A 25,566-nucleotide genomic window follows, 5' to 3' on the forward strand; every position below is an offset into this window, starting at 1 on the left:
TTCGCCCGTTCACTGGACTTTGAGGTTGGCCGACCGGATCGCGTCCGCGAACAGATCGATGTCGGCGCTGATGGCCTTGCGGAATTCAGCAGGCGTATCGGCCACGATCTGCACGCCCAACTGCTTCATGCGTTCCTGATAGGTCGGGTCGGCGGCGATCTTTTTCACTTCCATGGCGATGCGATCGACGATGGCGGCGGGCGTTCCGGCAGGCGCCATCAGGCCGTTCCAGGTCAGTGTGCGAAAGCCCGGGTAGGTCTCCGCAATCGTCGGCACATCCGGCAATTCCGGAAGCCGCTTGTCGCTGGTCACACCCAGCAGCTTGATGTTGCCGGCCTTGGCTTGCGGCGCGAGCACGGGCACGTTGCCGAAGTACATGGTGACGTCGCCTGCGATCATGGCCGCCACGGCAGGCACGTCGCCCTTGTAGCTGATGTGCATCATGTCGAGTTCGGCGCGCTTCACGAACAGGGCGCCCGACAGGTGCGACACGCTGCCCGAGCCGCCCGACGCGAAGTTGAGCTTGCCCGGCTGCGGTTTGGCGTAGTCGACCAGTTCCTTCACGGTATTGACGGGCACGTTCTTGCTCACCGCGAGCAAGAACGGGTTGGTCGCGAAGTTGGTGATCGGCACGAAGTCCTTGAGCGGATCGAACGGGACCGGCGAAATCTTGGGCAGGATCACGATGACCGGCATGGCGGCCACCAGCAGCGTGTAGCCATCGGAGGGCGCGCGCTGCACGGTCTGCACGGCGATCAGGCCGCTGGCGCCCGGCTTGTTTTCCAGCACGACGGGCTGGCCCAGCGCGACCGACAGCCGTTCGGCCGTGATGCGCGCGATGCTGTCGGTGCTGCCGCCCGCGGCGAACGGCACGATGAAGCGGATGGGACGTTGCGGCCAGGATTGCGCCTGGACCGAGGTGGCGCCGGCCAGCAGGCAGATTGTTGCGGACAAGCTCAGGAAGTGCGTCACTTTCATGGTGTTCCCCGTATGCGTCGAGTCATGGATACCCAATCGTCTCCTCCGTGGTGCTGGAGTTTTCTTATGGCACTGCCGTGTGGAGCGAAGTCGGACACGCGCAGGAACGCCTGCGCAGCAAGGCACAAAGGGTGAAGACTGCCGGAGGCACCCGGCGGAACAGAGGAATGAAGCGCGTCCCGCAGGCGGCAGAAAGGCCGCTGCGGCGTGGCGTCGCCGGGCCGGGCAAAACACCCGGGCCGGTGACAAGGAAGTGGGTTCACTATAAATATACGGGTTGTGACACGTCAATATATTTATCGTCATCGCAGTGGGATCTGCGGTCGGCATGCCCCGCCAGGCATGCGGGATGCGTGCCCGCGACCCGAAGCTATCGATCGCAGGAACGCCCCATGTCCTACTTTTCCTCCCCCTCCTCAGCCACCTCGTTGCGGCCCGAAGCCTTGCTTCGCGAAGCCGCCGTGCCGTTCGCCGACTTCGACTCGCCCACGTTCCAGGAATGGTTTGATCGCTATGCAAATGCGCGTGTCGTGCTGCTGGGCGAAGCCAGTCACGGCACGTCGGAGTTCTATCAGGCCCGCGCCGCGATCACCCGCCACTTGATCGAGGCCCACTGCTTTCGCCTGGTTGCCGTCGAAGCGGACTGGCCTGACGCCGCCGTGATCGATGCGCACGTGCGCGAGCGCCCTGCGCTGCGCGATGGGCAGGTACCGTTCAGCCGTTTTCCGGAATGGATGTGGCGCAATACCGATGTGCTCGATTTCGTTGACTGGCTCCACGACTTCAACGCCAGCCGGCCGCTGGGCGAACGAGCCGGCTTCTTCGGGCTCGACATGTACAGCATGGCCAGTTCGATGTCAGCGGTGCTGGCCTATCTGCAGGAAGTCGATCCCGCCGCCGCGGCCGAAGCGCGCGAACGCTACAGCTGCCTGGAACGCTGGCAAGACGACCCGGTCCAGTACGCCAGCTCGGCATGGGACCGCGCCCGTGACACGTGCGAAGCGCCGGTGCTGGCGCAGCTGCAGGCGCTGCTGGACAAACGGATGGACTATGTCCGCAAGGATCCCCGCTACTTCGACGCCGCCCAGAACGCACGCCTGGTGGCGTCCGCCGAAAGGTACTACCGCACCCTGTACCAGGGATCCGCCCACAGCTGGAATTTGCGCGACACCCATATGTTCGAAACGCTGGACACCCTGCTCTCGACCAATGGGCCCGACGCCAAGGCCGTGGTCTGGGCGCACAACTCGCACATCGGCAACGCTGCAGCGACCGACATGGGCCGGCGGCGCGACGAATTCAATCTGGGGCAGCTGTGCCGGGAACGGTATGGCGATGCAGCCGTGCTGATCGGTTTCAGCACGCATACCGGCACGGTGGCCGCGGCATCGGACTGGGATGGACCCATGGAAATCAAGCAGGTGCTGCCGTCCCGTGAAGACAGCCACGAACATTGCTTGCACCAGACAGGCCTGCCACGCTTCCTGATCGATCTACAGGCCGCGCGGCGCGGGCCCTTGCGCGACTATCTTGCCAAGTCGCGGCTGGAACGCTTCATTGGCGTTATCTATCGGCCGGACACCGAACTGCTCAGCCACTATGCCAGTGCGTGCCTGGCCGATCAGTTCGATGCGATGGTATGGATTGCCGAGACGCATGCGGTGACGCCCTTGCCGGGCGAGCACCGCGATGGCGCTGCGGAGACCTGGCCGTCAGGACTCTGACGGGCCAAACCTCCTTGCGCGGGTGACTTACATGCCGTGGTCGGTCGGGCCGATCTGGCGTGCGCCATCCAGGTGGTCACGCAGCATGCCGATATGCTTCTTTGCAAAGGCCTGGACGTCCTTGTCTTCGGTCTGCGTCGTGGCGTTCTGGAAAGCCAGCACGGTGTTGTCGTGACCGGCAATCGCGATATGGCTCGAATACATCTTTTCGAACTCGGTGCCGCTCAGTGCACCCAGTGCCTTGAGCTGGGCGCGCTGCGCCAGCGATGGCTCGGTCGGCAGTTCATACCCCTTGCGCTTGGCCAGCGCTTCCAGGTCCTTCTGCATGACGCCGTGATCCTTGATCATGCGCTGCGCATAGGCGCGGATCTTCGGGCTCTTGGTTTTTTCCAGGGCCAGCTTGCTGCCCTCGACTTCCGAATAGCCGGATTGCGCCGTGTTTTCCAGGAAGCGCTTGTCGCCGGCCGACAGTTCGACCGACGCTTTCGACGCGGTCGCGGCGGGCGCCTTGCTGGCCGACGAACCGGCGGGTGCGGTCGATTGCGCCATCAGGCTCGATGACATCAGGACAAGGCAGGACGCGCTCGCGCCCAGGACCGCATGGGTAAATCGCATGGTGTGCTCCAAAGATAAGATCGGTACTCATCCATGCTCAGCAAGTTGCGGGCCCGGCCTGCGATGCGCCTTCTCAGTGCGCCGGCGCGGCCGCCAGTTCTTCGAAGTAGGCCCGCAGCGTCCGCGGCTCGCGGCCCAGGATCGTGCGCAAGGCCAGGCGGTTACCCATCAGCCCATGTTCGTCATACCAGGCAAACATCTTTGCCATCGCCGCCTGGCGCGCGGGTGGGAACGGGGCCACCGCCGTGTCGACCGGCAGCACGTCCGCCCGCACGTCGCGGCCCAGCACCTCGCCCATCAGGGCCGCCACGTCGCCACGCGTCATCGGCTGGGTCGCGACCAGCTCGAAGGTGCCATTGACCAGCGTATCGTTCGTGCAGGCGATGGCGGCGACCTCGGCCACATCGCGGTAGTCCACGCGGGTGTGCCGCGTCGTCAGCGCCCAGGGCTCGGCCAGCACGCCCGTCTCCACCACCTTGTGCCAGGCGTGCGACAGGTTCTGGTAGAAGACGGCAGGCTGCAGCAACGTGAATTCCATGCCCGATGCGATGATTGCTTCTTCCACCGGCGGCTTGGCCGCGTGGTTGACGAGGCGGCTCAGCATCGGGTGGATGACGCCGGAAAAAACGAAGCGCCGCACCCCGGCTTCCACCGCGGCCGCCACGACGCCCTTGCCCACTTCCGATTCGTCAGGGAAAAATGCCGGGGCCATGTAGTACACCGCGTCCATTCCCCGCATGGCGGCGACCAGGCTGGCGTGATCCCGCAGGTCACCCACCACAACCTCGCCCGCCCCCTGCGCCAGCACCCGCTGTGTCGTTGCCGCATCGCGCACCATGCCCCGCACGGTCACCCCACGCCGCGCCAGTTCGGGAACCACAAAGCCTGCGTTCTTGCCGGATGCGCCGATCGCAAGGACGGACGTCACTGTGCCTGACATGCATTTCTCCTAGGTATGTACGGACATGGCCTAAGGTTATACATCAAGCGAACGACTGCCCTGCCCCCTTCAATCGGCGCCACGCCTGCGGCGCCATGCCGAGCTCGCGGCGAAACGTCCGCGTGAAATGCGACTGGTCGCAAAAGCCATGCAGGTGCGCGATGCGGGTCAGAGGCTCGTCGGTTGCTTCGATCATGGCGCGGGCCGCTTCGATGCGGCGGCGTCCCACGTAGGCGGCGGGCGGCACGCCGACCGTCGTTTTGAACGCGTGACAAAAATGACTGACGCTCAATCCTGCAACGGCGGCAAGATCGGCGGTGCGCAGCCGGGCGCCGAGGTTCGTATCGATATGGGCCGTCAATCGTTTCAGCTGCCAGGAGGCCAGGCCGCGGGGCCGGTGCGTTGCTGCGGACCCCGGATCGTGGGCGGCCGAGTCTCGCAGCAAGGCCACCGCGCGGACCAGGTATTCGCAGGCGGCTGCGGCATTGGTGCCCAGCACGGCCTGCGCGTCGGACAGCAAGGTTTCCACGTCGTCGACGAACGTATCGTCGGCACCTCTTTCGAGGAGGCTGGCTTGCTCTCGGCCCATGCTGCGCGCTCCTTGCACGACGACCGACAAGCGCGGCCGTACGACAGCGATGATGCCCGGCTATGGCCGGCGCGCCCACACCACCCTAGGGGGAAACCACCCCCCACAAATGGGGGGTGGAATGACTGCCGGCAGCCCTAGACGGCGATGATGCCCCGCTCGATGCCAAGCGCCACGGCATGCGTGCGATTGGCCGCGCCCAGCTTGTCCATGAGGCTGCTGACGTGGCCCTTGATCGTGTCTTCGGACACGCCCAGCTCGGACGCGGCCTGCTTGTTCGCGTAGCCGCCCGCCAGCAGTTGCAGCACCTGCACTTCGCGCGGCGTCAGGCTGTCCTTGCCGATGTGGTTGGCCAGTTCGGCGGCGATTTCGGCCGGGAAGTAGCGGCGGCCCGCGGCCAGTGTGCGGATGGCTTCGATCAGTTCCTTGCGCAGCGCGCTTTTGAGCAGGTAGCCCTGCGCGCCGGCTTCGATCGCGTGCAACGCGCGCACGTCGCCCCGATAGGTGGTCAGGATGGCGATGCGGGCATCGGGCGACATGGCGCGGATGGCGCGGATGGCATGGATGCCGTCGGCGCCCGGCATCTGCAGGTCCATCAGCGTCACATCGGGTTGAAGCTCGGCATGGCGCCTGACGGCCTCGTTGCCATCACAGGCCTCGCCCACCAAGGCCATGTCGGGTTGGCCGGCAAGCACGGCGGCAATGCCTTCGCGCAGCAAGGGATGGTCATCGACGACCAGCACGCGGATGGGAGATGCAGTCGCGGTCACGTGTCGGACACTCCGGATAAAGGTAAGGGGGGACGCCGGTCCGGATCCTTGCGATAGGCGCGAGACGCCGGCACGCAAAAACGGATCTGGGTGCCTGTCGCGGGCGCGCTGCGCAGGACCAGGCTCGCACCGATGCGCTCGGCGCGTTCGTGCATGCCGCGCAGGCCCCAGTGTTCGGGGCGGCCGCGCGGCGTCAACCAGGCGGGGTCGATGCCGCGTCCATCATCATCCACCCGCAGCTCGAAGACCCGAGATGTGTAGATCATGACGACATCGATGCGCGTCGCGTGGGCATGCGTACACGCATTGGCCACGGCTTCGCGGGCGACGCGCTCGGCTTCGTCGCGCACCATCGGGTGCAAGGGCACGGGCAGGCCTTCGACGCCCACATGCAGGGTCGGCTGGCCCGGCTGCACGCGATCATCGGCCAGGCGGGCCAGCACGGCAGCAAGGTCGTCGTGGTCATCGGCCGGCTGGCGGCGCAGGTCCCGCACGCGATCCCGGCCTTCGATCAATACCTGATCGGCGCGGTCCAGCGCACGTTCCAGATCAACCCGCGCGGCCGCATCCGCCGGCAGCTTGTCGGCGGCGGCCTGGAACCGCAGCATCAGCCCCTGCACGCCCTGCAGCAGCGTGTCATGCAGTTCGCGGGCGATACGTTCGCGTTCGGCATACCGTTCTTCAAGCCGTGCGCGCAATTGATCGGCCGATCGCCTCAGGTTCATGCGGTACATCAGCCAGAGCAGTGTACTGAGCACCGCGCCCACGAACAGCAGAAAAGCCCATTGCCGATAGAAGACCGGCGCCACCGTGAACGGCAAGGTGGCTTCGGCCGCGCTGGGCAGCCCGTCCTTGTCAAAGGCCCGCACCCGGAACAGGTAGGTGCCCGCACCCAGGCCCGTGAAGATGGCGGACCGCTGCGAACCCACGTCCTGCCATTCGCGATCGTAGCCGTCCAGGCGGTACTGGAACTGCAGGCTTTCGGGCGACGACAGGCTGAGCGCGGTGTAGTCGACAAGAATGCGGCGGGTGTCGGCGGGCAGATCCAGGGCATGCCGGGTGGACAGCGAGACGCCATCGGCGCTCAGCGTTTCGATGACGGCGGTAGGCCCGGTGTCGGCAGGCTGGCGCTGCGCCGGGTCGATGCCGACGACGCCGCTGCTCGTCGAAAACCACAAGTGGCCATCGGCGGCGCGTACCCCCGTGGGCAGGGGCAGGACCTGATACGGGTCATTGGCGAGGCCGCCTGTCCGGTCCACCGACCGGTAGCGGATGGGCGTGCGGGGATCGGCCAGCGCGGCGGCGACGTCCGCGGCAGGTACATGGAAGATGCCCGCCTTGGCCTGGATCCACAGGTCGCCCGCGCCCGGCTCGCCAGGCTTGCCGGGAATCAGGATCAGCGCATACACGTTGTCGAAGGCATCGTTGGCGGGCCGCAGCACCTCGTGGAAGCGCGTGCCGTCGAACAGCGCGACGCCGTACTGCCCGCCGATCCAGGTCTTGCCGTCTCCATGCGCCATGGCGGTGATGTGGCCGACGTTCAGGCCATCGGGCGCGCCCCATGACCGGTCGCCCACCGCATCCCGCGTGACGATCAGGTTGTCGCGATACCCGAACCACAACGTGCCTTCCCGGTCGGTCGACGCGGTGACCGGCATGCGTTGACTGGGGCGGGTGGTGGGCGACGGGTGACGCGTCCACACCCCGTCTTCCAGCACGAACAGCCCCGCCCGATTGATCGACACCCACAAGCGCCCGGCAGGATCCCGCGCCATGGCACGCACCGACGAATCCGGCGCCGCCTGCGAGGGCAAGCCGGCCACGCGTTCCAGGTGCGATCCCTGCGACCGCCAGATGCCACCGGGCCCACCCATCCAGACCCCGCCGGTCCGGTCGGTCATGGCGCTGGTCAGTGGTGCGGGCGCCGACAGTGTTTCCAGCCTGCCGTCGTGCAGGCGCATGGCGGCGCGGCTGCTGGCCCCGGCCCATAACGCGCCGTCGCCACCGGCAGCCAGGGCCACGTTCAGCGCGTCCGTGGGAAAGCCCGCCGGCATCAAGGCGCGCCGGCGGAAGCGGTCCAGCCCCCGGCTGGTGCCCGCCCACACATTGCCTTCGCGGTCTTCAAGCAGGGGCCAGATCGAATCGGCGCTCAGACCATCGCGCGCGCCAAACGTGGCAACGCCGGCAGGGGTCGCGCCGGGCTCGGCGCGCACCGTCCCGGTCCATCGATGCGTGTCGTCGGGATCGATGCGGATCACGCCCTGCCCCGCCGTGCTGACCCACAGCGCGCCCTCCCGGTCGGTCAGCATGCCGTTCACGCCCTGCCCGACCGGCACGTCACGCACGGTGAACCGCAAGCCGGCCGAGTCTGTTGATGCCGCGGATGATGCCGCCGACGATGCCGGGGATGATGCCGCCGGCGATGCCGCTGCCTGCCTGCGCACTTCGTGCAGCACGCCGCGATACCTTTCGGCGACCCACACGGCGCCATCGCGCGTCTGCACCATCTGGCTTGCCCAATCGACGGCAACGCCGGTCGCAACAAAGCGCCGTGCGCCCGGTGGCAGATAGAACAGCGCCGATTCATCCGCCGCCCACACGGCGCCGTCGCGGTCCACGAACACCGCGCGGCTGTAGCGTCCAGGCAAGCCCCAGTCCTTGCCCACCGGCCGCCATGCCCCCTGCTCGTGCCGCACCATCCCATCATTGACCGCCGCCCAGATCGCGCCGTCCTTGCCTTGCGCCAGGCCGTACACCACGCCGTCCGGCACGCCTTCCCGCGGTCCATAACGGCGCAGCACGCCATCGGCCAGGAAGGCCATGCCGCCCGCCCGCTCGCCTATCCACAGACCCCCACCGGTTGCGAGCAGCGACGACACAATGCCCAGCGGCGCACCCGCGGTGGGCTGGTAGGACGTGAAACGGAAGCCATCGAACCGGTACAGCGACGCATTGGTGCCCAGCCACAGATAGCCGTCGGACGTTTGCGCCAGTGCGCCGACCTGGCTCGGCCCGCCATCGGCCGCGGCCCACCGCCGATGTTCCAGATCGTCAAAGCCGCGGGCGAATACGTTGAGGGTGACAACCATCAGGCAGAGCGCGGCCAAGCAGGACCGCAGCGACAGCATGCCGAGCCCGGACGCACGGACCCGCCGCCGCTGGCCAGGCAGGCAAGCGGCAGTTGTCAGGATCGACCGGATTGTTGCTGAAACCATTGCATTCCGTCATCGGCGACGGCTTCCCAGCCGGGCTCGGCGATCAGCCAGTGGCTGCGCCCGGGAAAGCGTCGGAATGCCGTGGCGGCGATCGACAGACGATGCTGCCGATAGGTCGCCGCGACAGCGCCGGCTCCGATAGTACGGTCATTTTCGGCCGTGATGAGCAGCAGCGGCGCGCGATGATCGTTGTCGAATGCAATGAACGCGTCGCGGCTGAAGGCGGCCTGGCGGAACAGGCGCGCCCACCTGCGATCGGCGAAGGTCACGCCGCGCAGGAAGGCCAGCAGGCCCCGCCATCCGCCGCCCGAGGTGAACGGCGCAATGGCGATGCCCGCGGCGCCGATGCCGTGATCGAGCAGCACCTGCACGATCAGGCCACCGATGCCATGTCCGATCAGCAGCGGCGGCTCCGGCAAGGTCCGCGCGAAGGCGGCGTGCGCCGCGATGAGGCGGGCCAGGCACGGCACGCCGCCCGGATCGTGCGGGCCGGCCACGGGCCAGGCCGGCGCATGGCATTGATAGCCGCACGCGGCATAGCGCCGGACGAACGACGACCAGACGGCTGGCGAGGCGCCCGCATCGTGGATGAACAGCACGGTCCGGCTCATGACGCGGCCGTGCCTGCGGCTTAACGAACGGGCGCGTGGACCGGAGCCAGCGTGGTGTGCGAACCGACCGACCGCGCAGCGGCCTTGTGCACCATCGTGTAGGCGTAGTCGACACCCATGCCGTAGGCGCCGGAATGTTCCCGGACGATGTTCATCACGGCGTCATAGGTGTCGCGGTTGGCCCAGTCGCGCTGCCATTCCAGCATGACCTGCTGCCACGTAACGGGCACCACGCCCGCCTGGATCATGCGCTGCATGGCGTAGTCGTGGGCTTCCTTGCTCGTGCCGCCCGATGCATCGGCCACCATGTAGATTTCATAGTCGCCTTCGAGCATGGCGCACAGCGCAAAGCTGTTGTTGCAGACTTCCGTCCACAGGCCGGCCACGACGACTTTCTTGCGGCCGTTCTTGGCCAGCGCGTCACGCACTTTCTGGTCGTCCCACGAATTCATCGACGAGCGTTCCAGGATGTCCTGGGTCGGGAAGACGTCCAGCAGTTCCGGATAGGTGTGGCCCGAAAAGCTTTCCGTTTCCACCGTCGTGATGATGGTCGGGATCTGGAACACCTTGGCGGCCTTGGCCAGCGCAACGGTATTGTTCTTCAGGACCTGGCGGTCGATCGACTGTACGCCAAAGGCCATTTGCGGCTGATGGTCAATGAAGATCATCTGCGAGTTGTGCGGGGTCAGGACGTCGAGTTTGGGATTGCTCATGATGGCTCCAGGGGGGAATGCCGGCCGCGCGCGAGTGGCGGCCGATCGGAAAAGGTGCCGGATGGCGCAACGTAGTGCGCCACGCGCGGCCGGTCGGGGCCGATATGGAAGGCATCGACCTGTTGTTTGATGCGTTGGTCATTGCGGGTGAACCGGTCGTGCTGGCGGCGATGCTCCAGCCACGACTCGACCACGAAGGTCTCGATGAAGCGGCCTTGCGACGCGCTGTCTTCATAGATGCCCCAGCTCAGCGCGCCGCCGCGGCGGCGGACCTTGCGCAGGCCATGCACCTCGCGGACGAAGGCAGGCACATCGTCGGGGCGCACCTGGTATTCCACCGTGATCAGTACGGGCCCGGCATCGTCAGCCGGTTCGGCCGCCAGCAGCGGTTCGCCCAGATGCGCGGATGGACTCAGGTCCAGGTCCGGCGTCATGTCGAGCCGCCACCGCAACGCGGTAGCGGACGCGAGCGCCATGCCGATGCTTGCAATGATCAACGAGGTGGGCGTGCCCAGCATGGCGGCCAGCTTGCCCCACAGGGCGCTGCCTGCGGTCATCGCGCCGTAGAACACCGTCAGGTAGGTGGCCAAAGCGCGTGCCTTGACCCAGCCTGCCGAACTGCGCTGCGCCCCGACGTTCAGGGTCGACAGCACCGCGATCCACGCGAACCCCGAGAACAGCAGCACCCCGGCGATCACGAGCGGGCTGCGCACCAGGCCGAGCGCCAGGGTCGACGCCGCGAACACCATGCTGGCCGCTACCGTCAGCGCATCGGCCGACAGTTTCTTGCGCAGCCTTGGCAAGAGCAGCGCGCCGGCGATGGCGCCCAGGCCGATGGCCGCAAGCAGGCCCCCGTAGCCGCCCGGCCCCAGCCCCAGTTCGCGCCGCGCAATGATGGGCAGCAGCGCCCACGCCGCGCTGCCGAACAAAAAGAAGGCAATGGCCCGCGCCATGACGGCGCGCAGCAGCGGCGCGGCATGCACGTAACGCATGCCTGCGCGCACGGCTGGCAGGAAGTGTTCGGGCGGCAGGCGCTTGACCACCGGTTCCGACTTCCAGCGCCACAGCACGGCCAGGATACCGAGCACCGAGACCGCGTTGAGCAGGAACACCGCGGGCGGCCCGGCCAGGCTCAGGATCACGCCACCCAGGGCCGGACCGATCGCCCGGCTGATGTTGATGCCAAGCGAGTTCAGCGCAATGGCGCCGGGCAATTCCGCCTTGGGCACCAGATCCGGAACGATGGCCTGGAATGGCGGCGCACTCATGGCCGCGCCGATGCTGAGCGCGAAGGTCGCCGCCAGCAGCACGACCGGCGTGACCAGTCCGGCCATCGCCAGCACGCCCAGGGTCGCGGCCGCCACCAGCATCCAGAGCTGCGCAAACAGCAGATACTTGCGGCGATCAACGATATCGGCCATGACGCCCGACGGCAGCGCGAACAGGAACATGGGCAGGCTGCCCGCGGCCTGCACCAGGGCGACCATCAGGGGATCGGGGCTGAGCGACGTCATCATCCAGCTTGCGCCGACGTCGTGCATCCATGACCCGACGTTGGACGCCACGGTGGCGATCCACAGCGCGCGAAAGACCCCGACGCGCAGCGGCGACCAGGGGGTGGTGGCGGGAGCAGCTTGCATGTCAGAAGGCAAAGCAGCTGCACCCGAGGGCGCCCCAGAAACCCGTCACGTCGGCCACGGGCACATCCGATGCCCGCGCCGCTTCGTGACCGTGTCCGTGCACGCCGCAGGCACCGGCGCACAGGTGCGGCAAGGCGCGCATCCGCGAGATGGCCAGCGCGCGATGGTGGCCTGGCACGGTCTTGACCGGCGACCAGTCCGGCAGCACGGGCAAGGCCGGTGGCGCCAGTGGCGCGAAGCCATCGGCGCCGTACACCACCTTGCCACCGACTACCGTCAGCACCGACTCCAGCGACTTGATCTCGTCTTCGCTGACCGAAAAATAATCGCCCGACAGCACCGCCAGATCGGCCAGTTGCCCGGCCTGGATGCGCCCCTTCCTGGCCTGTTCATTGGAGAACCACGCACTGCCCGCCGTCCACAATTCCAGCGCGACATCGCGCGACAGCTGGCCTTCGGGACCCGCCAGCCGAAGGCCGCCCACCGTGCAACCGGACACCAGCCAATACAGCGCTGTCCACGGGTTGTAGCTGGCCACGCGTGTCGCATCGGTGCCCGCCCCCACCGGCACGCCCATCTCGAGCATGCGGGCCACGGGCGGCGTCTGCCGCGCTGCATCCGCGCCATAGCGGTCCACGAAATACTCGCCCTGGAAGGCCATGCGGTGCTGGATCGCTATGCCGCCGCCCAGTGCCTTGACGCGCTCGATGTTGCGCGGCGTGATGGTCTCGGCATGATCGAACATCCAGTGCAGGCCGTCGAACGGGATCTCGCGATTGACCTTCTCGAACACGTCGAGCATGCGGCTGATGGATTCGTCGTAGGTGGCGTGCAGGCGGAACGGCCACCGCTGGCTGACCAGATGCCGCACCACTTTTTCCAGCTCGTCTTCCATGCCCGCTGCCAGCTCGGGCCGCGGTTCAAGGAAGTCCTCGAAGTCCGCGGCCGAAAAGACCAGCATCTCTCCGGCCCCGTTATGGCGGTAGAAGTCATTGCCATCGCCCGGCGTGATCTGCTCGGTCCAGGACTGGAAGTCTTCCAGTTCGGCGCCCTTGTTCTGGGTGAACAGGTTGTAGGCGATCCGTACCGTCAACTGCTCCTCGCGGGCCAGTTCATCAACGATCGCATAGTCTTCCGGAAAGTTCTGGAAGCCGCCCCCCGCGTCGATCACGCTGGTCACGCCAAGCCGGTTCAACTCGCGCATGAACTGGCGGGTCGAGTTCACCTGATGCTCGCGCGGCAGGCTCGGGCCTTTGGCCAGGGTGGCGTACAGGATCATGGCGTTGGGCCGCGCGATCAGCATGCCGGTCGGATTGCCCGACGCGTCCCGCTGGATCTCGCCGCCCGGCGGATTGGGCGTGTCCCGGGTGTAGCCGACGGCCTGCAGCGCCGCACGATTCAGCAGCGCGCGGTCATACAGATGCAGCACGAACACCGGGGTTTCCGGCGCGGCGGCATTCAGTTCGTCAAGCGTCGGCAGGCGGCGTTCGGCAAACTGGAATTCGGTCCATCCGCCCACGACGCGCACCCACTGGGGATGCGGCGTGCGCTGCGCCTGATCCTTCAGCATACGGAGGGCATCGGCCAGCGACGGCACGCCTTCCCACCGCAGTTCCAGGTTGTAGTTCAGGCCGCCGCGTATCAGGTGCAGGTGCGAGTCGTTCAGGCCCGGAATGACGGTCCGGCCGCCCAGGTCGACGACCTGGGTGTCGTCGCCGCGATGGCGCATGACGGCCTGCGCGTCACCGACTTCAAGGAACTTGCCATCGGCAATGGCGACGGCATCCGCTCGCGGCTGGGCACGGTCGACCGTATGGAAACGGCCGTTGATCAGGATCAGGGAAGCGCTCATGACGGGCTCCAGGGAAGATGGGGGTTCAACCGCGATGGGTCGGGTCGCGGTCGACGGGGGCGCCGGATGTCGTGGACGCGATGGCGTCGGCAGGCGTGGCGGCGGCGACGGGCGGTTTGGGCTGCACACCGGTAATGTGAGGCGCGCATTCCGACACGAACCACGCCTGCGACAAGGGCTGTCCGTCGATCAGGCGTTTGGCGATGGGAACGATCTGCTCGCCGACCAGCATGCCGAGCAGGCCCAACAGGGCCACGGCAGGGGGAGCAGGCGAACGCACGTGCAACAGGGCATACAGGATGCCGACGAGCACGCCGACCGCAATCGAGACGAGATACATGGATGCGCTCCGTGGGCGCGCCGACTACCGGCGCGGCAGGTGCGAACTATGGACGCATCGATGCAAGGCCGATAGAACGAAACACCGGCTTTGGTACGGATGTGCTGCGGCGACGCAGAACGCGTCGCGCGGGTGACGCCGCACCTGGCGCGGCTTCGCGGGTGACGCCGCCCTGGGGCGCCTCAGGAACGGCGCAGGGCCGCTTCTTCCATCAGCGTGTCGCTGCCCAGGGCATCGTCGCCCAGCACCAGGTCGCGCACCTGACGGCTCTGCCGGGCGGCCTGGCTGGCGTTGTCACGAAAGCGCGCCGCCGCGCGGCTCTGACCATTGTCGTCAAGGGTGTGGCCCATCTCTTCGAGCAGCATGGCGGCCTCTTCCAGGCTGCGCATCACATCCCAGTAGCGCATCTCGACCTTTTCGACCACGCCATAGAGCAGCGCTTCGCGCGACAGGCCATGGCCCGTATGGCAGCGAAAGCGCACGTTCTTTCCTTCCTTGACGCGGATGAGCACCCCTTCACATTCCGGGCACGTGAACGGCGTGTAGTCGCCCAGGTCGGTGACGCCTTTGGCAAACGCATCGCCGTCTGCCGAAATCGACGTTTCCAGCGCAAGCCGTTCGCGGACCTGTTCGTCACCCTGCCGCGACGTGGCGGCGGTCGGCCCGGCCAGCAGTGTCGAGATCAGCCGGCCCATCTCGCCCGCCGGCACGATATGGTCGATCTCGACCTGTTCGAGGGCACTGACCGGCATGGAGTCGAATTGCGCATCGGCCGGATCCTGGACCATAGTCACGCCGCCCAGGCGCTTGATGCTCCAGAGGCCCGACGTGCCATCATCGAGCGCACCCGACAGCACCACGCGATTCGAAAACATAGAGACCTCAGTAATTTCCCGCGCCCGCGGATGAGTTCAGTCTACTTCACACACCTTCAGGGATGAGACCACGCGCGTCACAGGGTTTACGCCGGAACGCCGCTTGGTCTATGGTCGAGCAGGTAAGGGAGTGCTACCGTGCGTCCATGCCCAAGCCCCCGCACCCGACCCCGTCCCCGTCCCTTCCGCGCCGCGCCCTGCTCACTGCCAGCGCCGCATCCCTGACAGCATCGCTGTCCCCGTGGGGTGCGTCGACGGCCTGGGCCGCAGCAGCTGGCGCCGTGGCGGACGGTGTCGGGCTGCCACTGGCGCACCGGCGCGGCGCGGCCTTCAATCCGCTGGCGCGACTGTCGGACCTGCGCGCGGCCGACCGCAACGGCGCCATGCTGCCCGACGGCTTCCAGCTGCGGCTGGTGGCGCGCAGCGGGGCCGCACCCGTTGCGAACCGCAACTTCCTATGGCACGGCGCGCCGGACGGCGGGGCCTGCTTTGCCAACGACAAGGGCGGATGGGTCTACGCCAGCAATGCCGAACTGCCTGACGGACAAGGCGGCGCCAGCGCACTGGCCTTCGATGCGTCGGGCCAGGTGATCGACGCCTATCCCATCCTGCGCGGCACCAGCATGAATTGCGCGGGCGGGCCCACCCCCTGGCAGACCTGGCTGTCGTGCGAAGAATTCGAAACCTCGTTGGAATCTTCCGGACGGGTGTGGGAGTGCGATCCGCACCGGGCCGCAGTCGCAGGCGCTTCCGCCGCGAAAGCCCACGCGGGGCTGGGCCGCTTCGCCCACGAAGCCGTCTGCGTCGACGCCGTTCACCGCGTCCTGTACCTGACCGAAGATGCGCCCGATGGCCGCATCTACCGCTACGTGTGCGGCAACGCGGACTGGCCCGCGGGCGCATCGGCGCCGGTCGGCTACCAGCACGGCCGCCTGCAGGTCATGCGGATTGCCGGCCTGCATCGCGATACCAATGCGACCGGCATGACCCATCGCCTGCGCGTCGGCGCCCTGCCCATGGCTGTCACGTGGGAGACCGTTCGCCAGCCCGCGCAGGGCCAGCAGCACGTGCGCGCGCAACTGCGCGCAGCCGGCGAACCCGTACCGGGCACGGCGTTCGTGAAGGCCGAAGGCATGTGGATCGACGGGCACACGGTGTATTTCGTGACGTCATACGACAGCCGCATATGGGCGTTCGACATCGACCGGCAGGCATTGTCAGTGCGCCACCATGGCAAACCGGACGGGTCGTTCCTGCCTGCCTTCAGTGAACCCGACAACATTACCGCCACCCCGTTTGGCGACATGGTGATCGCCGAAGATGGCGGCAGCATGCAGCTGGCGGTCCTGCGCCGGGATGGCAGCACACAGCCGTTGCTGCGACTGATGGGTCACGAGCGCAGCGAACTGACCGGGCCGGCATTCTCACCCGACGGCAGGCGCCTGTATTTCAGTTCGCAGCGCGGCACGACAGGCGCCGCCCAGGACGGCATGACGTTCGAATTGCTGTTGCCCGACTCGCCCAGCGCCTGACGGTTACCGCGGCTTGCGCCTTGTTGCGGGTTGCGCGCGGACACGCCCCTATCCTTGATCGTTCACGACGTGAATCGCATCGTCAGATCAAGGAGCGCACATGGAACATCTTGGAAAGACCACCTGGGTCATTGCCGAAGGCTATATCCCGCCCGGCAGTACCGGCGACGACAAGGCCTTCATCAGCCACGAAACGGCGTGCATGCTCAACACGGGCGATACGCCGGCGCAGGTCGAGGTCACCCTGTTCTTTTCGGATCGCGACCCGGCCGGACCCTACCGCATGACCATTGCGCCGCGGCGCACCCTGCACATGCGCTTCAATGACCTGACCACACCCGAAGCCGTGCCGCTGGGGACTGATTACGCCAGCGTGATCCAGTCGGACGTGCCCATTGTCGTGCAGCACACCCGCCTGGATTCGCGGCAGGCCGAGCTGGCCATCATGACCACGATGGCCTGGCCCGCGGGGTGATTGTCCCCGCGTCGATCAGGACCGCGCGCAGGTATAGCTCGCGGCGGCATTGATGTCGCCCGTGCCGTTGTACTTCGGCCAGGTCGGATACACGCACACCGGACGTGACCGTCCCTTGGTCGCGGTGTTGCTGTCAAAGCCCACTGGCGTGGCCGGCGGCGACTGTTTGCCCTCGACCCAGTCGTCCAGGATCGCCAGGTTGTCCCATGCCAGCAGGAACTTGCCATTGCCGTGCGCCAGGCCCGGGATCAGGTAGAAGCGCATGAACGTGTCAGCCGCGGCCTGGCCATACCGCGTGACCACCGCGCCATACAGCTCCGCATTTGCATACGGGCTCACGCTGGGATCGTCCTGGCCCTGCACCCACAACACCTTGCCGCCACGATCCTTGAACTTCGTGTAGTCGGAACTGGTGGCGCCGATGGTGTCCGACAGCTCGACAATGCGGTTCTGGTAGATCCCCGGATTCTGGATATCGAGCGTCAGCAGATTGAACGCCGGATTGCGGGCCACGAAATACTTCACGAACTGGTCGGCTCGGCTCACATGGTGGGCGTTGGGCCCGCTGACCGGCGGCTCGATATACGCCGCCTGCGAGCCCAGTTGCATGGTGATGCCTTCCAGGCTGTTGTAGCCCAGGTAGCGCGTGATGTTGTTGGCGAACGCGTACGGCAGCGTGTAGCCGTCGTGATAGACCGACAGCGTCTTCGAGATCTGTACCGGCGTCAGGCACGTTGTGGGGTTGCCGGTTTCGCCCGCCTTGCAGCTCAGGTCGCTGACCAGCTGCGCCGAGATCGCCCGGCATCCGGGCATGTTGCTGACCAGGCCATCGGCCACGCCGTCCAGCGCATCGCACCGTTGCAGCGCGCGGTTGGCGATCTCCGACACCATGGCAGGCGGTATCCACCCGGCGGAGCTGTTGTCGTAGACCGCTCGGGCAAGCGCCGCGCCCCACAGCCGCAAGCCCAGGAAATTCGCCGTCGGGTAGTTGCTGATGACCCCGTCGTAAGCTTCAGGAAACCGCAGCGCGGCCGTCAGCGCCTCGCGCCCGCCAGTTGATCCGCCCGCGTAATACATGCGTTTGGGCGCACTGCCGTAACGGCTTTTGGCCAGCGCCACCGCCACATCGCGCGTTTTCTTGATGTGCATGTAGCCGAAGTTCAGCAAGGCCTCGTCATTCAGCGCGAACGACGCGTCGTCGGCATCGGCGGCCTGGTGCCCCGAATCGCTGGCCAGCGTCATGTAGCCCTGGGCCAGAGGCACCGGCGCCGTGTCCGAGCCCAGCGGCGCCTTGGTGACCGTGTTGGGAATGCTGCCGTTGTAGCCGCCCCCGCCGAACTGCAGGGCCTTGCCGTTCCACGTGCTGGGCAGGTTCACCTGAAAACGGATATCGGGCGCCGTGGCGTCCGTCGGCTTGATCGCGCCGAGCACCTTGCAATATTCGCCATTGGTGTTCCCTGCGTCGCCCGGCAGCACCAGCGCGGCCGACGTGATCCATGCGCCGCGGGTCGGCAAGGACAGGTCAGCCGCAGCCACTGTCGTGCCGTTCAGGGCCATGCACGCCGCCAGCGGCGTGGGGGTGGGTGCGGGTATGGCGGGGGCGTCGTCGCCATCGCCGCCACAGGCCGCCAGGGCCGTGGTCAGGGCGCCCAGCGCAAGCAGGACGCGGGAAGGATGTCTTGCAGTCATATCGGTCTCCAAGCGGCGCTCGCAAGCGGCGGCGCCGTCGTTGTCATGACTGCGCGCCATCAGGCCGGCGCGCAGCGAGACCGATCATAGGCCTGCGTTTGGCATTTCATCCATTGCATCTTTGACATGCATTAATGCGCCGAATGCATGGATCAAGAATTGTTGTGCTCATCAATGATGTGGTTGACCGCGTCAACTAGGTGGCTTCGATCAGGTACCCCATGCCGCGCACGGTCACGATGCGCACGGCGCTGGCGCCCAGGCGGCGGCGCAAGCGGTGCACCATCAGTTCCACCACCTCGGCGTGAGCCGGCTCTTCGCCAAATACATCCCGATGGATCTCATGCTTGGCGATCGGCTCGCCCTGCCTTGCAAGCAGCATGGCCAGCAAGGCGTATTCGCGGCGTGGCAATTCCAGCGGCTGGCCATCCAGCGTGAACTGCCGCCGCAACGTATCCAGCACGAGCGGTCCGCACGCCAGCGCGACCCGCTCCACGCCCCGCGCACGACGCACCAGCGCCACCAGGCGCGCCGCCAGTTCCAGCACGGCGACCGGTTTCGACAGAAAATCATCGGCGCCGGCATTGAGCACGTCGACACATTCGGCCAAGGCGTCGCGCGCCGTCAGCACCAGGACAGGAATGCGCACATCGGCTGCGCGCAAGGCGTGCAGCACGGCGCGCCCGTCCATCACAGGCAAGCCAAGGTCCAGCACCAGCACGTCGACGCCGCCTGCTGCAAGCGCCGGGCGCACCGCACCGCCGTCGCCCACCACGCCCACGACAAAGCCAAAAGCCGAGAGGGCTTTGGCAAGCCCCTCGGCAAGTGCTGCTTCGTCTTCGGCGATCAGGACACGAATGCCCGCGCCATCGGGCGGCGCGGGCGAATCCGGTCCGGACTGCGACGGGATCGGAGACATCGCAGGCTCAGTCGCCCGTGCACTCCAGCTGTCCGGAGCGCGGGTTCGGGCCTTGCTTGCCAGGGCCGGGGCCGGTGGCAGGCAAACCATAGTCAGCCTTGACGACCGCGTTGTCGCTGGTGGTGAACCCGTCCTTGGTCAGTGTCCAGGCGTCGAAGTAGTTGAGCGGATTCAAGGCCAGCGTGTTGACGCTCTTCAGATAGTCCGTCAGCTTGGGCACTTCCGACGTGTTGTACGGGAAGTGCAGGCCGTATTCCAGCTTGTAGCCCACGCTCACGCCGTCCACCAGCGTGGCCCGGGTGCCAAGGTGATGCGGCTGGAAGTACTTGATGCTGAAGGCGGGCATCAGCACGCGCGCCTGGTTCACGACGCGCGATTCCGGGCCGCCCTGCCACAGGTCGATGGTTGGCGAACCGGACTGCCGCACGGCGTCCGCAAGGTTTGAGAAGGGCGAACCGTAGACCACTTCGGCAGCCGTCCCCTTGCCCGTCACGCGGGGAACGAACAAGTCCACGCCGCCTGCGCCGCTATCCGACACATACACGTTCATTGTCTTGTCGCGCGTCTTGGTCGAGATCAGGAAGCCAAAGGTTTCGACCCCCGCCACGCCATTGCCGACTTCGCCGCAGTCCAGGCTGTGCAGCCAGCGCACGCTGCGGATGGTCACGAAGTCATCGACCTTGATGGTCTCGCCGCCCTTGAGCGTCATGCACTGCGACGCCGGATTGCCGTACGCCACCACGGCCGCGCACACCGCTGCCGGGGCATAGATCATCTTGCCAGTCTGCTTGGCGTACTCGGGAATCTGCAGCGCGTGATCGCCGTGCTCATGCCCGACCAGGAAGAAGTCCACCGAGCCTTTTTTCTTGAGCGCGGTCAACGCCTTGGTGACGGCTGCCGGCGTGGGCGTGCGGCCGGAGTTGACGACTTCCCCATCCAGGATGAAGCCCTTGTCGCCGATCTGGTAGTGCCAGTTGCTGATGCCGAACCAGGTCGTCCGGACTTGCGTCGGCGCGTTGGCCAATGGATCCGGCGTGCTCGGCGTGTCATCGCCATCCCCGCCACACGCGGCCAGCCCGGCTGCGGTGGCGAGCATTGCGGCCCCCGAAAGTATTGCCATGCGTCGTTTCATCATCGTCCCCTCGTTATCGTTGTGTGAGTGGGGATGACTGTAGGGATGCGCGCCTTTCGGATTCCTTTCAAACGTCACATCGTCGTGCTAGGGGTATTCACCGACCCCAGTCGGTAGTGCGTCAGTTGCCGCTCAGATCGACCTTTCTGGAGATCGTTTCGAACGCGCTCAATTCCTTGGCCAGCTTGGCGCCAAACGCCGGCGGACTCAGCGGTGGCGCGGGAATGCTGCCCTGTGCCTGCAGCGCGCTGGCGAACTCCGGCGACTGCACGATCTCGATCACATCCTTGTTGATTTTCGCAACGATCTCGGGCGGCGTGCCGGCGGGCGCAAGGATGCCGTGCCAGGTGCTGATCACATAATCGGACACGCCCGCTTCCGCAAAGGTCGGTACGTCGGGCAATTGCGCAATGCGCTGGTTCGACGCGACCGCCAACGCCCGCAGCTTGCCCTGCGCGATGAACGCCGTGGCTGACGCCGGCGACGGGAACGACATGTCCACGACACCGCCCACCAGATCGGTCATGCCCTGCGCCGCGCCCTTGTACGGTACGTGAAGGATGTCGGTGTTGGTGCGCAGCTTGAAGAGTTCTCCCGCCAGATGCGGCACGCCGCCGATACCCTGCGACGCATAGCTGAATGGCTTCTTGCCTGCGCGAACGTCGGTCAGCAACTGGCCGACCGTGCGGTACGGCGACGCCGCGCTGACGACCAGGATGTTGGGCACCTCGACCGTCAAGGCCACGGGCGTGAACGACGTGGTCACGTCGTAACGCAGATTCTTGTTCACGAACTTGTTGAGGTTATGGCTCGTTGCGGTCACCAGCAGCGTGTAGCCGTCCGGTTTGGCTGATGCCACGTTGCCCGCGGCAATCGTGCCGTTGGCGCCCGGCTTGTTGTCGACGACAACCGGTTGGCCCCACCGCTTGGCCAGCTCGCTGCCGACCAGCCGGGCCGACTGGTCGATCGCACCGCCGGGCGTGTAGCCCACCACCAGCGTGACGGCGCGCCCCGGAAAATCGGCCGCGACCGCAGCCGTCGTGAAGGAAAATGGAAGGGCTGTGGCGGCAAGCGCCATCGCAGCCCCTGCAACGTGGCGGTGGGCAAAAAGGTAGGGCACGGTCGTCTCCGTCTTTCATTATTGTGGGATGACGCCATGCTAGGAAGGCAGCCACCCCCGCGTCAATCCGCGACCGGACGCGTTCCGCGCAGCGAAATATTGGCACCGGGTGCTGCGACGCGGTCGCCCAGTTCCGCCCGCAAGGTGGCCAGAAATGCTGATGCCGCGGCCGAGGGCGACCGTCCGCTGCGGGTCAGGATGCCCAGCTCCCGATGCACCGCAGGCCGGCCGAGCTTGAGCACGGCCAGTCCCCTGACGTCCATGAGGCACAACGCCAGCCGCGGCACCGGCGCAACGCCCAGTCCCGCCGCCACCATGGCGCCCACTACCGAAATGTTGGTCGCTTCATACTTGGGCGCAATGGCCAGCCCCGTCTCGGCCAGCACCCGATCGACCAGGGGCCGGATGCTGCTCGACGACCCGCTGGCCACCAGCGGGCGGCTCGCCAGCACACGCCAGTCGACCCGGACGCGCGAGGCCAGCGGATCATTCGCGCTGCAGATCAGCACGAAATCATCCTGTGCGACCGGCTCGAACGCCACCCGGCCGGGCGTGGCCGGCGCAACCGACATGCCAAAGTCGGCACGCCCATCGGCCACGCGTTCCTGCACGTATTCGTCCGACATGGGCACCAGGGCCAAGGTCACGCGGGGATGCGTCCGCTCGAAGGCCAGCATGGCGCGCGGCAGCAAGGCCGCCGCGGCCGACGGCAGGCAGGCGATGGTGATGCGCCCTTTGCGGCCCGCCACGAATTCCGACAGGTCGCTGAGCGAGTCGTGGAATTCCGCAACGATCCGGCGGGCAATCGGCAGCAACTCTTCGCCCGACGGCGTCAGCGCAACATGCCGGGTGCTCCGGTCGAACAGGCGCGCACCCAGCTTGCGTTCGGCCGACTGGATGATGCGGCTCAGCGCGGGTTGCGAGATATGGAAGCGATCGGCCGCCTGGCGGAAATTGCAGGTGTCGGCCAGAAGCAGGAAGGCTTCGAGTTCATTGACGGTCAGCGCGGTGCGGGTCACGGGCATAGATGTCCATAACGCATCAAATCGATGCGATAAATTCATTTCACCTATCAGTCTGCGCTTCCTACACTGCGTGCACAATCCGTGCGGACCTGGCCTTTCCCGGCTGGCTACCGGCACGCTCAAGGAGACTGCCGCATGACCTGGCCCACGTTTGCCCGCCCCCACCGCATCGCGCACACTCTTGTCGCGACGCTGATCACCGCGGCGGCCACCACTGTCCTTGCCCCTGCTGCCGTCGCGCAGGCCTACCCCGCCACCGGCCAGCCGATCAAGATGGTCGTGCCCTTCGCGGCGGGCAGCGGCACCGACCAGGTTGCTCGCGCCCTGGCGCAGGCCATGGGCGAGGCCAATCAGGTCACGGTGGTGGTCGACAACCGGCCGGGCGGCAACAGCTTCATCGGCGCCCAGGCGGTGGCCAATGCGCCGCCCGACGGCTACACGATGCTGCTGACGACCAACAGCACGCACGCCGCGGCCGAACACCTGTTCAAGAACGTGCCCTACGATCCCGTCAAGGACTTCACGCCAGTGGCCTTGCTGCGCAAGGGCTACCTGGTCATGGTCACGCGCCCGGACTTTCCGGCCGCCAGCGTGGCCGAGTTCACGGCGCAGGCCCGCCGCGAGCCGGGCAAGCTGAACTTCGGCAGCGGCAGTTCATCGTCACGTGTGTCTGCCGAACTCTATCGGCAGGTGGCCGGCGTGGACATCACCCACGTGCCCTACAAGAGCAATCCCAACGCGTTGACCGATCTGGTGGGCGGCCAGATCCAGGTCATGTTCGTGGATACGTCGTCGGCCCTCAGCCTGGTCAAGAGCGGCAAGCTGCGGGGACTGGCGGTCACCAGCAGCAAGCGGCTGGACATTCTTCCCGACCTGCCCACGCTGGATGAGGCTGGCATCAAGGGATATGAGATGTCGTACTGGACCGCAGCCTACCTGCCCCGTAATACGCGTCCCGAGATCGCGGCGAAGCTGGCGGACATGCTCAAGCAGGCCATGGGCTCGACCGAGCTCAAGCAGTTGATGGAAAAGACCGGCACCGAAGTCTCGTACGGCGATGCCGACATGCTGCGCCGTTTCCAGGCATCCGAAACCGACAAGTGGGCGCGGATCATCAAAGCCGCTGGCATTCAACCGGAGTAAGCGCATGACAGGCAAACCACGCATCCGCATCGGCGCGGGCTCGGGCTTTTCCGATGACCGGTTCGAACCCGCGCTCGAACTGGCGGAAAAAGGTGACATCGATTATCTGGTGTTCGAATGTCTGGCCGAGCGGACCATTGCGCGCGAAACCCTCGCGCGGCTGAAAAATCCTGCCGCGGGCTACACCCCTTTCCTGGCGGAACGCATGCGTCTGGTGCTGCCCGAGTGCCTGCGCCGGGGGATTCGCATCGTGACCAACATGGGGGCGGCCAATCCGATCGCGGCGGCCCGCGCGATCCGGGATGAAGCGCAGGCCATGGGCCTGACGCCACCCCGCGTCGCCGCCGTCGTGGGCGATGACGTCACCGAGATCATCCGCGCCAATCCGCAACTGCCCCTGCTGGAAAGCGGCGAGCCCGTTGAATCGCTGCTGCCGCGGCTGGCCGCCGCCAATGCCTACCTGGGCGCAGACATTGTCCGGGCTGCGCTGGACACCGATGCGCAGGTGGTGGTGACGGGCCGCGTCGCCGACCCCTCATTGTTCCTGGCCTGCATGCTGCACGGGCTGGGATGGTCGTATGACGACCTGCCCCGCCTGGCCGCCGGCACCTTCACCGGACACCTGCTGGAATGCGCCGCCCAATTGACCGGCGGATGCTTTGCCGACTTTCCCCGCAAGCGGGTGGAAGGCCTGGCGCGCCTGGGCTTCCCCTATGCCGACGTGACCCGGGACGGCCAGGTCACCTTTGGCAAGGTCGACGGATCGGGGGGCCGGATCGACGTCGCCACCTGCACGGAACAGGCGCTATACGAATTGCACGACCCTGCCCGCTACATCACGCCCGACTGCGTCCTGGACATTACTGACGCGAGCTTCGAGCAGCTTGGGCCGGACCGCGTCCGCATGGCAGGCGCGCGCGCCCGGGCCCGCACGGACACCTACAAAGTGGTTGTCGGTTACCACGATGGCTGGATCGGTGAAGGCGAAGTCGGCTATGCGGGTCCGCATGCACTGGCGCGGGCCAGGCTGTCGGAGCAGATCGTGCGCGAACGGCTGGCGCTGCGCGGCTTCAGCTATCCCGAAATCCGGGTTGACTACATTGGCGTGTCGAGCCTGCACGGCGACGCACCCGGCCGCCCGGAACCCTACGAAGTCAGGCTGCGCGTGGCCGCTCGCAGCCCCGACCGCAAAGCGGCCGAAGCCGTCGGCTTCGAGGTGCGCACGCTGAACGTCAACGGGCCCGCTGGCGGAGGCGGCGGCACCAACGCCGTGCGCCAGGTGATCGGCGTCAAATCGCTGTTGCTGCCGCGCGAGCATGTGCGGCCCGAGATCGTCATGGAAGGAGCGTCATCATGACCAAGGTGCTGGAGCTTGGCCACTCGCGCGCCGGAGACAAAGGCAACACATCGAATGTGTCCGTCATTGCCTACGACGATGCCGCGTGGCTGCGGCTGGAGCGCGACCTGACCGTCGAACGCGTCGCCGCCGCCTATGCCCACGTGGCGGCCGGACCGGTCACCCGCTACGCGTTGCCAAAATTGAGGGCGCTCAATTTTGTCATCCAGAACGCCTTGGGCGGCGGCGTCACGATTTCGCTCGCGCTGGACGCGCATGGCAAGACGCTGTCGTACCTGATGCAGGATATCGACCTGCCTTAGCGCCACGCGT

Annotated in this window: 23 protein-coding genes; 6 read left to right on the forward strand and 17 right to left on the reverse strand. The window is 66.6% G+C overall.

Going from position 1 to position 25,566, the window contains the following annotated elements; all coding sequences use genetic code 11:
• Positions 1–9 precede the first annotated feature (9 nt).
• Positions 10–978 (reverse strand): Bug family tripartite tricarboxylate transporter substrate binding protein, encoded by a 969-nt coding sequence (locus HD883_RS07530; protein ID WP_179586805.1) that lies wholly within the window; start codon positions 976–978, stop codon positions 10–12.
• Positions 979–1,370: 392 nt separating this feature from the next.
• On the opposite strand from HD883_RS07530, the gene HD883_RS07535 reads away from it, so the two are divergent.
• The gene (locus tag HD883_RS07535) at positions 1,371–2,702 is read left to right on the forward strand and encodes an erythromycin esterase family protein (RefSeq protein WP_257022031.1); all 1,332 of its coding nucleotides are present in this window, start codon (positions 1,371–1,373) and stop codon (positions 2,700–2,702) included.
• 27 nt (positions 2,703–2,729) lie between these two features.
• Here HD883_RS07535 and HD883_RS07540 read toward each other — a convergent pair whose 3' ends face one another.
• The 11 genes from HD883_RS07540 to HD883_RS07590 form a co-directional block, all read right to left on the reverse strand.
• Positions 2,730–3,317: a DUF4142 domain-containing protein gene (locus HD883_RS07540; RefSeq protein ID WP_179586801.1), complete on the reverse strand. Its 588-nt coding sequence runs from the start codon at positions 3,315–3,317 to the stop codon at positions 2,730–2,732.
• 73 nt (positions 3,318–3,390) lie between these two features.
• A complete protein-coding gene (locus tag HD883_RS07545; RefSeq protein ID WP_179586799.1) occupies positions 3,391–4,257 on the reverse strand; it encodes an SDR family oxidoreductase in 867 nt (288 codons plus the stop codon).
• A 43-nt stretch (positions 4,258–4,300) separates the two neighbouring features.
• On the reverse strand, positions 4,301–4,876 hold the full coding sequence (locus tag HD883_RS07550; protein ID WP_179586796.1) for a helix-turn-helix transcriptional regulator: 576 nt from the start codon (positions 4,874–4,876) through the stop codon (positions 4,301–4,303).
• A 107-nt stretch (positions 4,877–4,983) separates the two neighbouring features.
• Positions 4,984–5,616: a response regulator gene (locus HD883_RS07555; protein ID WP_179586794.1), complete on the reverse strand. Its 633-nt coding sequence runs from the start codon at positions 5,614–5,616 to the stop codon at positions 4,984–4,986.
• Complete coding sequence (locus tag HD883_RS07560) at positions 5,613–8,705, reverse strand: sensor histidine kinase (protein WP_179586792.1); 3,093 nt, start codon at positions 8,703–8,705, stop codon at positions 5,613–5,615. The genes HD883_RS07555 and HD883_RS07560 overlap by 4 nt, the downstream gene beginning before the upstream one ends.
• A 95-nt stretch (positions 8,706–8,800) precedes the next feature.
• Positions 8,801–9,442, reverse strand: a complete 642-nt coding sequence (locus HD883_RS07565; protein WP_179586790.1) for an alpha/beta hydrolase — start codon at positions 9,440–9,442, stop codon at positions 8,801–8,803.
• 20 nt (positions 9,443–9,462) lie between these two features.
• Positions 9,463–10,155, reverse strand: a complete 693-nt coding sequence (locus tag HD883_RS07570; protein WP_179586788.1) for a hydrolase — start codon at positions 10,153–10,155, stop codon at positions 9,463–9,465.
• Positions 10,152–11,795 carry an MFS transporter gene (locus tag HD883_RS07575; RefSeq protein ID WP_179586786.1) on the reverse strand — a complete coding sequence of 548 codons (1,644 nt, stop codon included), beginning with the start codon at positions 11,793–11,795 and terminating at the stop codon, positions 10,152–10,154. The genes HD883_RS07570 and HD883_RS07575 overlap by 4 nt, the downstream gene beginning before the upstream one ends.
• A 1-nt stretch (position 11,796) precedes the next feature.
• Positions 11,797–13,647 (reverse strand): amidohydrolase, encoded by a 1,851-nt coding sequence (locus tag HD883_RS07580; RefSeq protein WP_179586784.1) that lies wholly within the window; start codon positions 13,645–13,647, stop codon positions 11,797–11,799.
• A gap of 25 nt (positions 13,648–13,672) precedes the next feature.
• Positions 13,673–13,987, reverse strand: coding sequence for a DUF1427 family protein (locus HD883_RS07585; RefSeq protein ID WP_179586782.1), 315 nt, complete (start codon positions 13,985–13,987; stop codon positions 13,673–13,675).
• A gap of 182 nt (positions 13,988–14,169) precedes the next feature.
• The gene (locus tag HD883_RS07590) at positions 14,170–14,862 is read right to left on the reverse strand and encodes a chemotaxis protein CheB (protein WP_179586780.1); all 693 of its coding nucleotides are present in this window, start codon (positions 14,860–14,862) and stop codon (positions 14,170–14,172) included.
• Positions 14,863–15,008: 146 nt separating this feature from the next.
• On the opposite strand from HD883_RS07590, the gene HD883_RS07595 reads away from it, so the two are divergent.
• Entirely contained in the window at positions 15,009–16,394 is a 1,386-nt protein-coding gene (locus tag HD883_RS07595; RefSeq protein ID WP_179586778.1) for an alkaline phosphatase PhoX, read from the forward strand.
• A gap of 100 nt (positions 16,395–16,494) precedes the next feature.
• Entirely contained in the window at positions 16,495–16,869 is a 375-nt protein-coding gene (locus tag HD883_RS07600) for a sensory rhodopsin transducer (RefSeq protein ID WP_179586776.1), read from the forward strand.
• 15 nt (positions 16,870–16,884) lie between these two features.
• On the opposite strand, the gene HD883_RS07605 is transcribed toward HD883_RS07600, so the two are convergent.
• The 5 genes from HD883_RS07605 to HD883_RS07625 form a co-directional block, all read right to left on the reverse strand.
• Positions 16,885–18,558 carry a tannase/feruloyl esterase family alpha/beta hydrolase gene (locus HD883_RS07605; protein ID WP_218863208.1) on the reverse strand — a complete coding sequence of 558 codons (1,674 nt, stop codon included), beginning with the start codon at positions 18,556–18,558 and terminating at the stop codon, positions 16,885–16,887.
• Positions 18,559–18,754: 196 nt separating this feature from the next.
• Positions 18,755–19,477 (reverse strand): response regulator, encoded by a 723-nt coding sequence (locus HD883_RS07610; protein ID WP_218863206.1) that lies wholly within the window; start codon positions 19,475–19,477, stop codon positions 18,755–18,757.
• Between the two features lie 7 nt (positions 19,478–19,484).
• Positions 19,485–20,597 carry a hypothetical protein gene (locus tag HD883_RS07615; RefSeq protein ID WP_179586774.1) on the reverse strand — a complete coding sequence of 371 codons (1,113 nt, stop codon included), beginning with the start codon at positions 20,595–20,597 and terminating at the stop codon, positions 19,485–19,487.
• 133 nt (positions 20,598–20,730) lie between these two features.
• A complete protein-coding gene (locus tag HD883_RS07620; protein ID WP_179586772.1) occupies positions 20,731–21,729 on the reverse strand; it encodes a Bug family tripartite tricarboxylate transporter substrate binding protein in 999 nt (332 codons plus the stop codon).
• A gap of 62 nt (positions 21,730–21,791) precedes the next feature.
• Positions 21,792–22,754, reverse strand: coding sequence for a LysR family transcriptional regulator (locus tag HD883_RS07625; protein ID WP_179586770.1), 963 nt, complete (start codon positions 22,752–22,754; stop codon positions 21,792–21,794).
• Positions 22,755–22,889: 135 nt separating this feature from the next.
• Between HD883_RS07625 and HD883_RS07630 the strand changes: the two genes are divergently transcribed.
• Genes HD883_RS07630 through HD883_RS07640 form a run of 3 tightly spaced genes read left to right on the forward strand, consistent with a single transcriptional unit; the run spans position 22,890 to position 25,556 of the window.
• A complete protein-coding gene (locus HD883_RS07630) occupies positions 22,890–23,897 on the forward strand; it encodes a Bug family tripartite tricarboxylate transporter substrate binding protein (protein WP_179586768.1) in 1,008 nt (335 codons plus the stop codon).
• A 4-nt stretch (positions 23,898–23,901) separates the two neighbouring features.
• Positions 23,902–25,254 (forward strand): acyclic terpene utilization AtuA family protein, encoded by a 1,353-nt coding sequence (locus tag HD883_RS07635; RefSeq protein WP_179586766.1) that lies wholly within the window; start codon positions 23,902–23,904, stop codon positions 25,252–25,254.
• On the forward strand, positions 25,251–25,556 hold the full coding sequence (locus HD883_RS07640) for an AtuA-related protein (protein ID WP_179586764.1): 306 nt from the start codon (positions 25,251–25,253) through the stop codon (positions 25,554–25,556). The genes HD883_RS07635 and HD883_RS07640 overlap by 4 nt, the downstream gene beginning before the upstream one ends.
• Positions 25,557–25,566: the final 10 nt, after the last annotated feature.

The organism is Pigmentiphaga litoralis (genome assembly GCF_013408655.1).
GTDB lineage: Bacteria > Pseudomonadota > Gammaproteobacteria > Burkholderiales > Burkholderiaceae_B > Pigmentiphaga > Pigmentiphaga litoralis_A.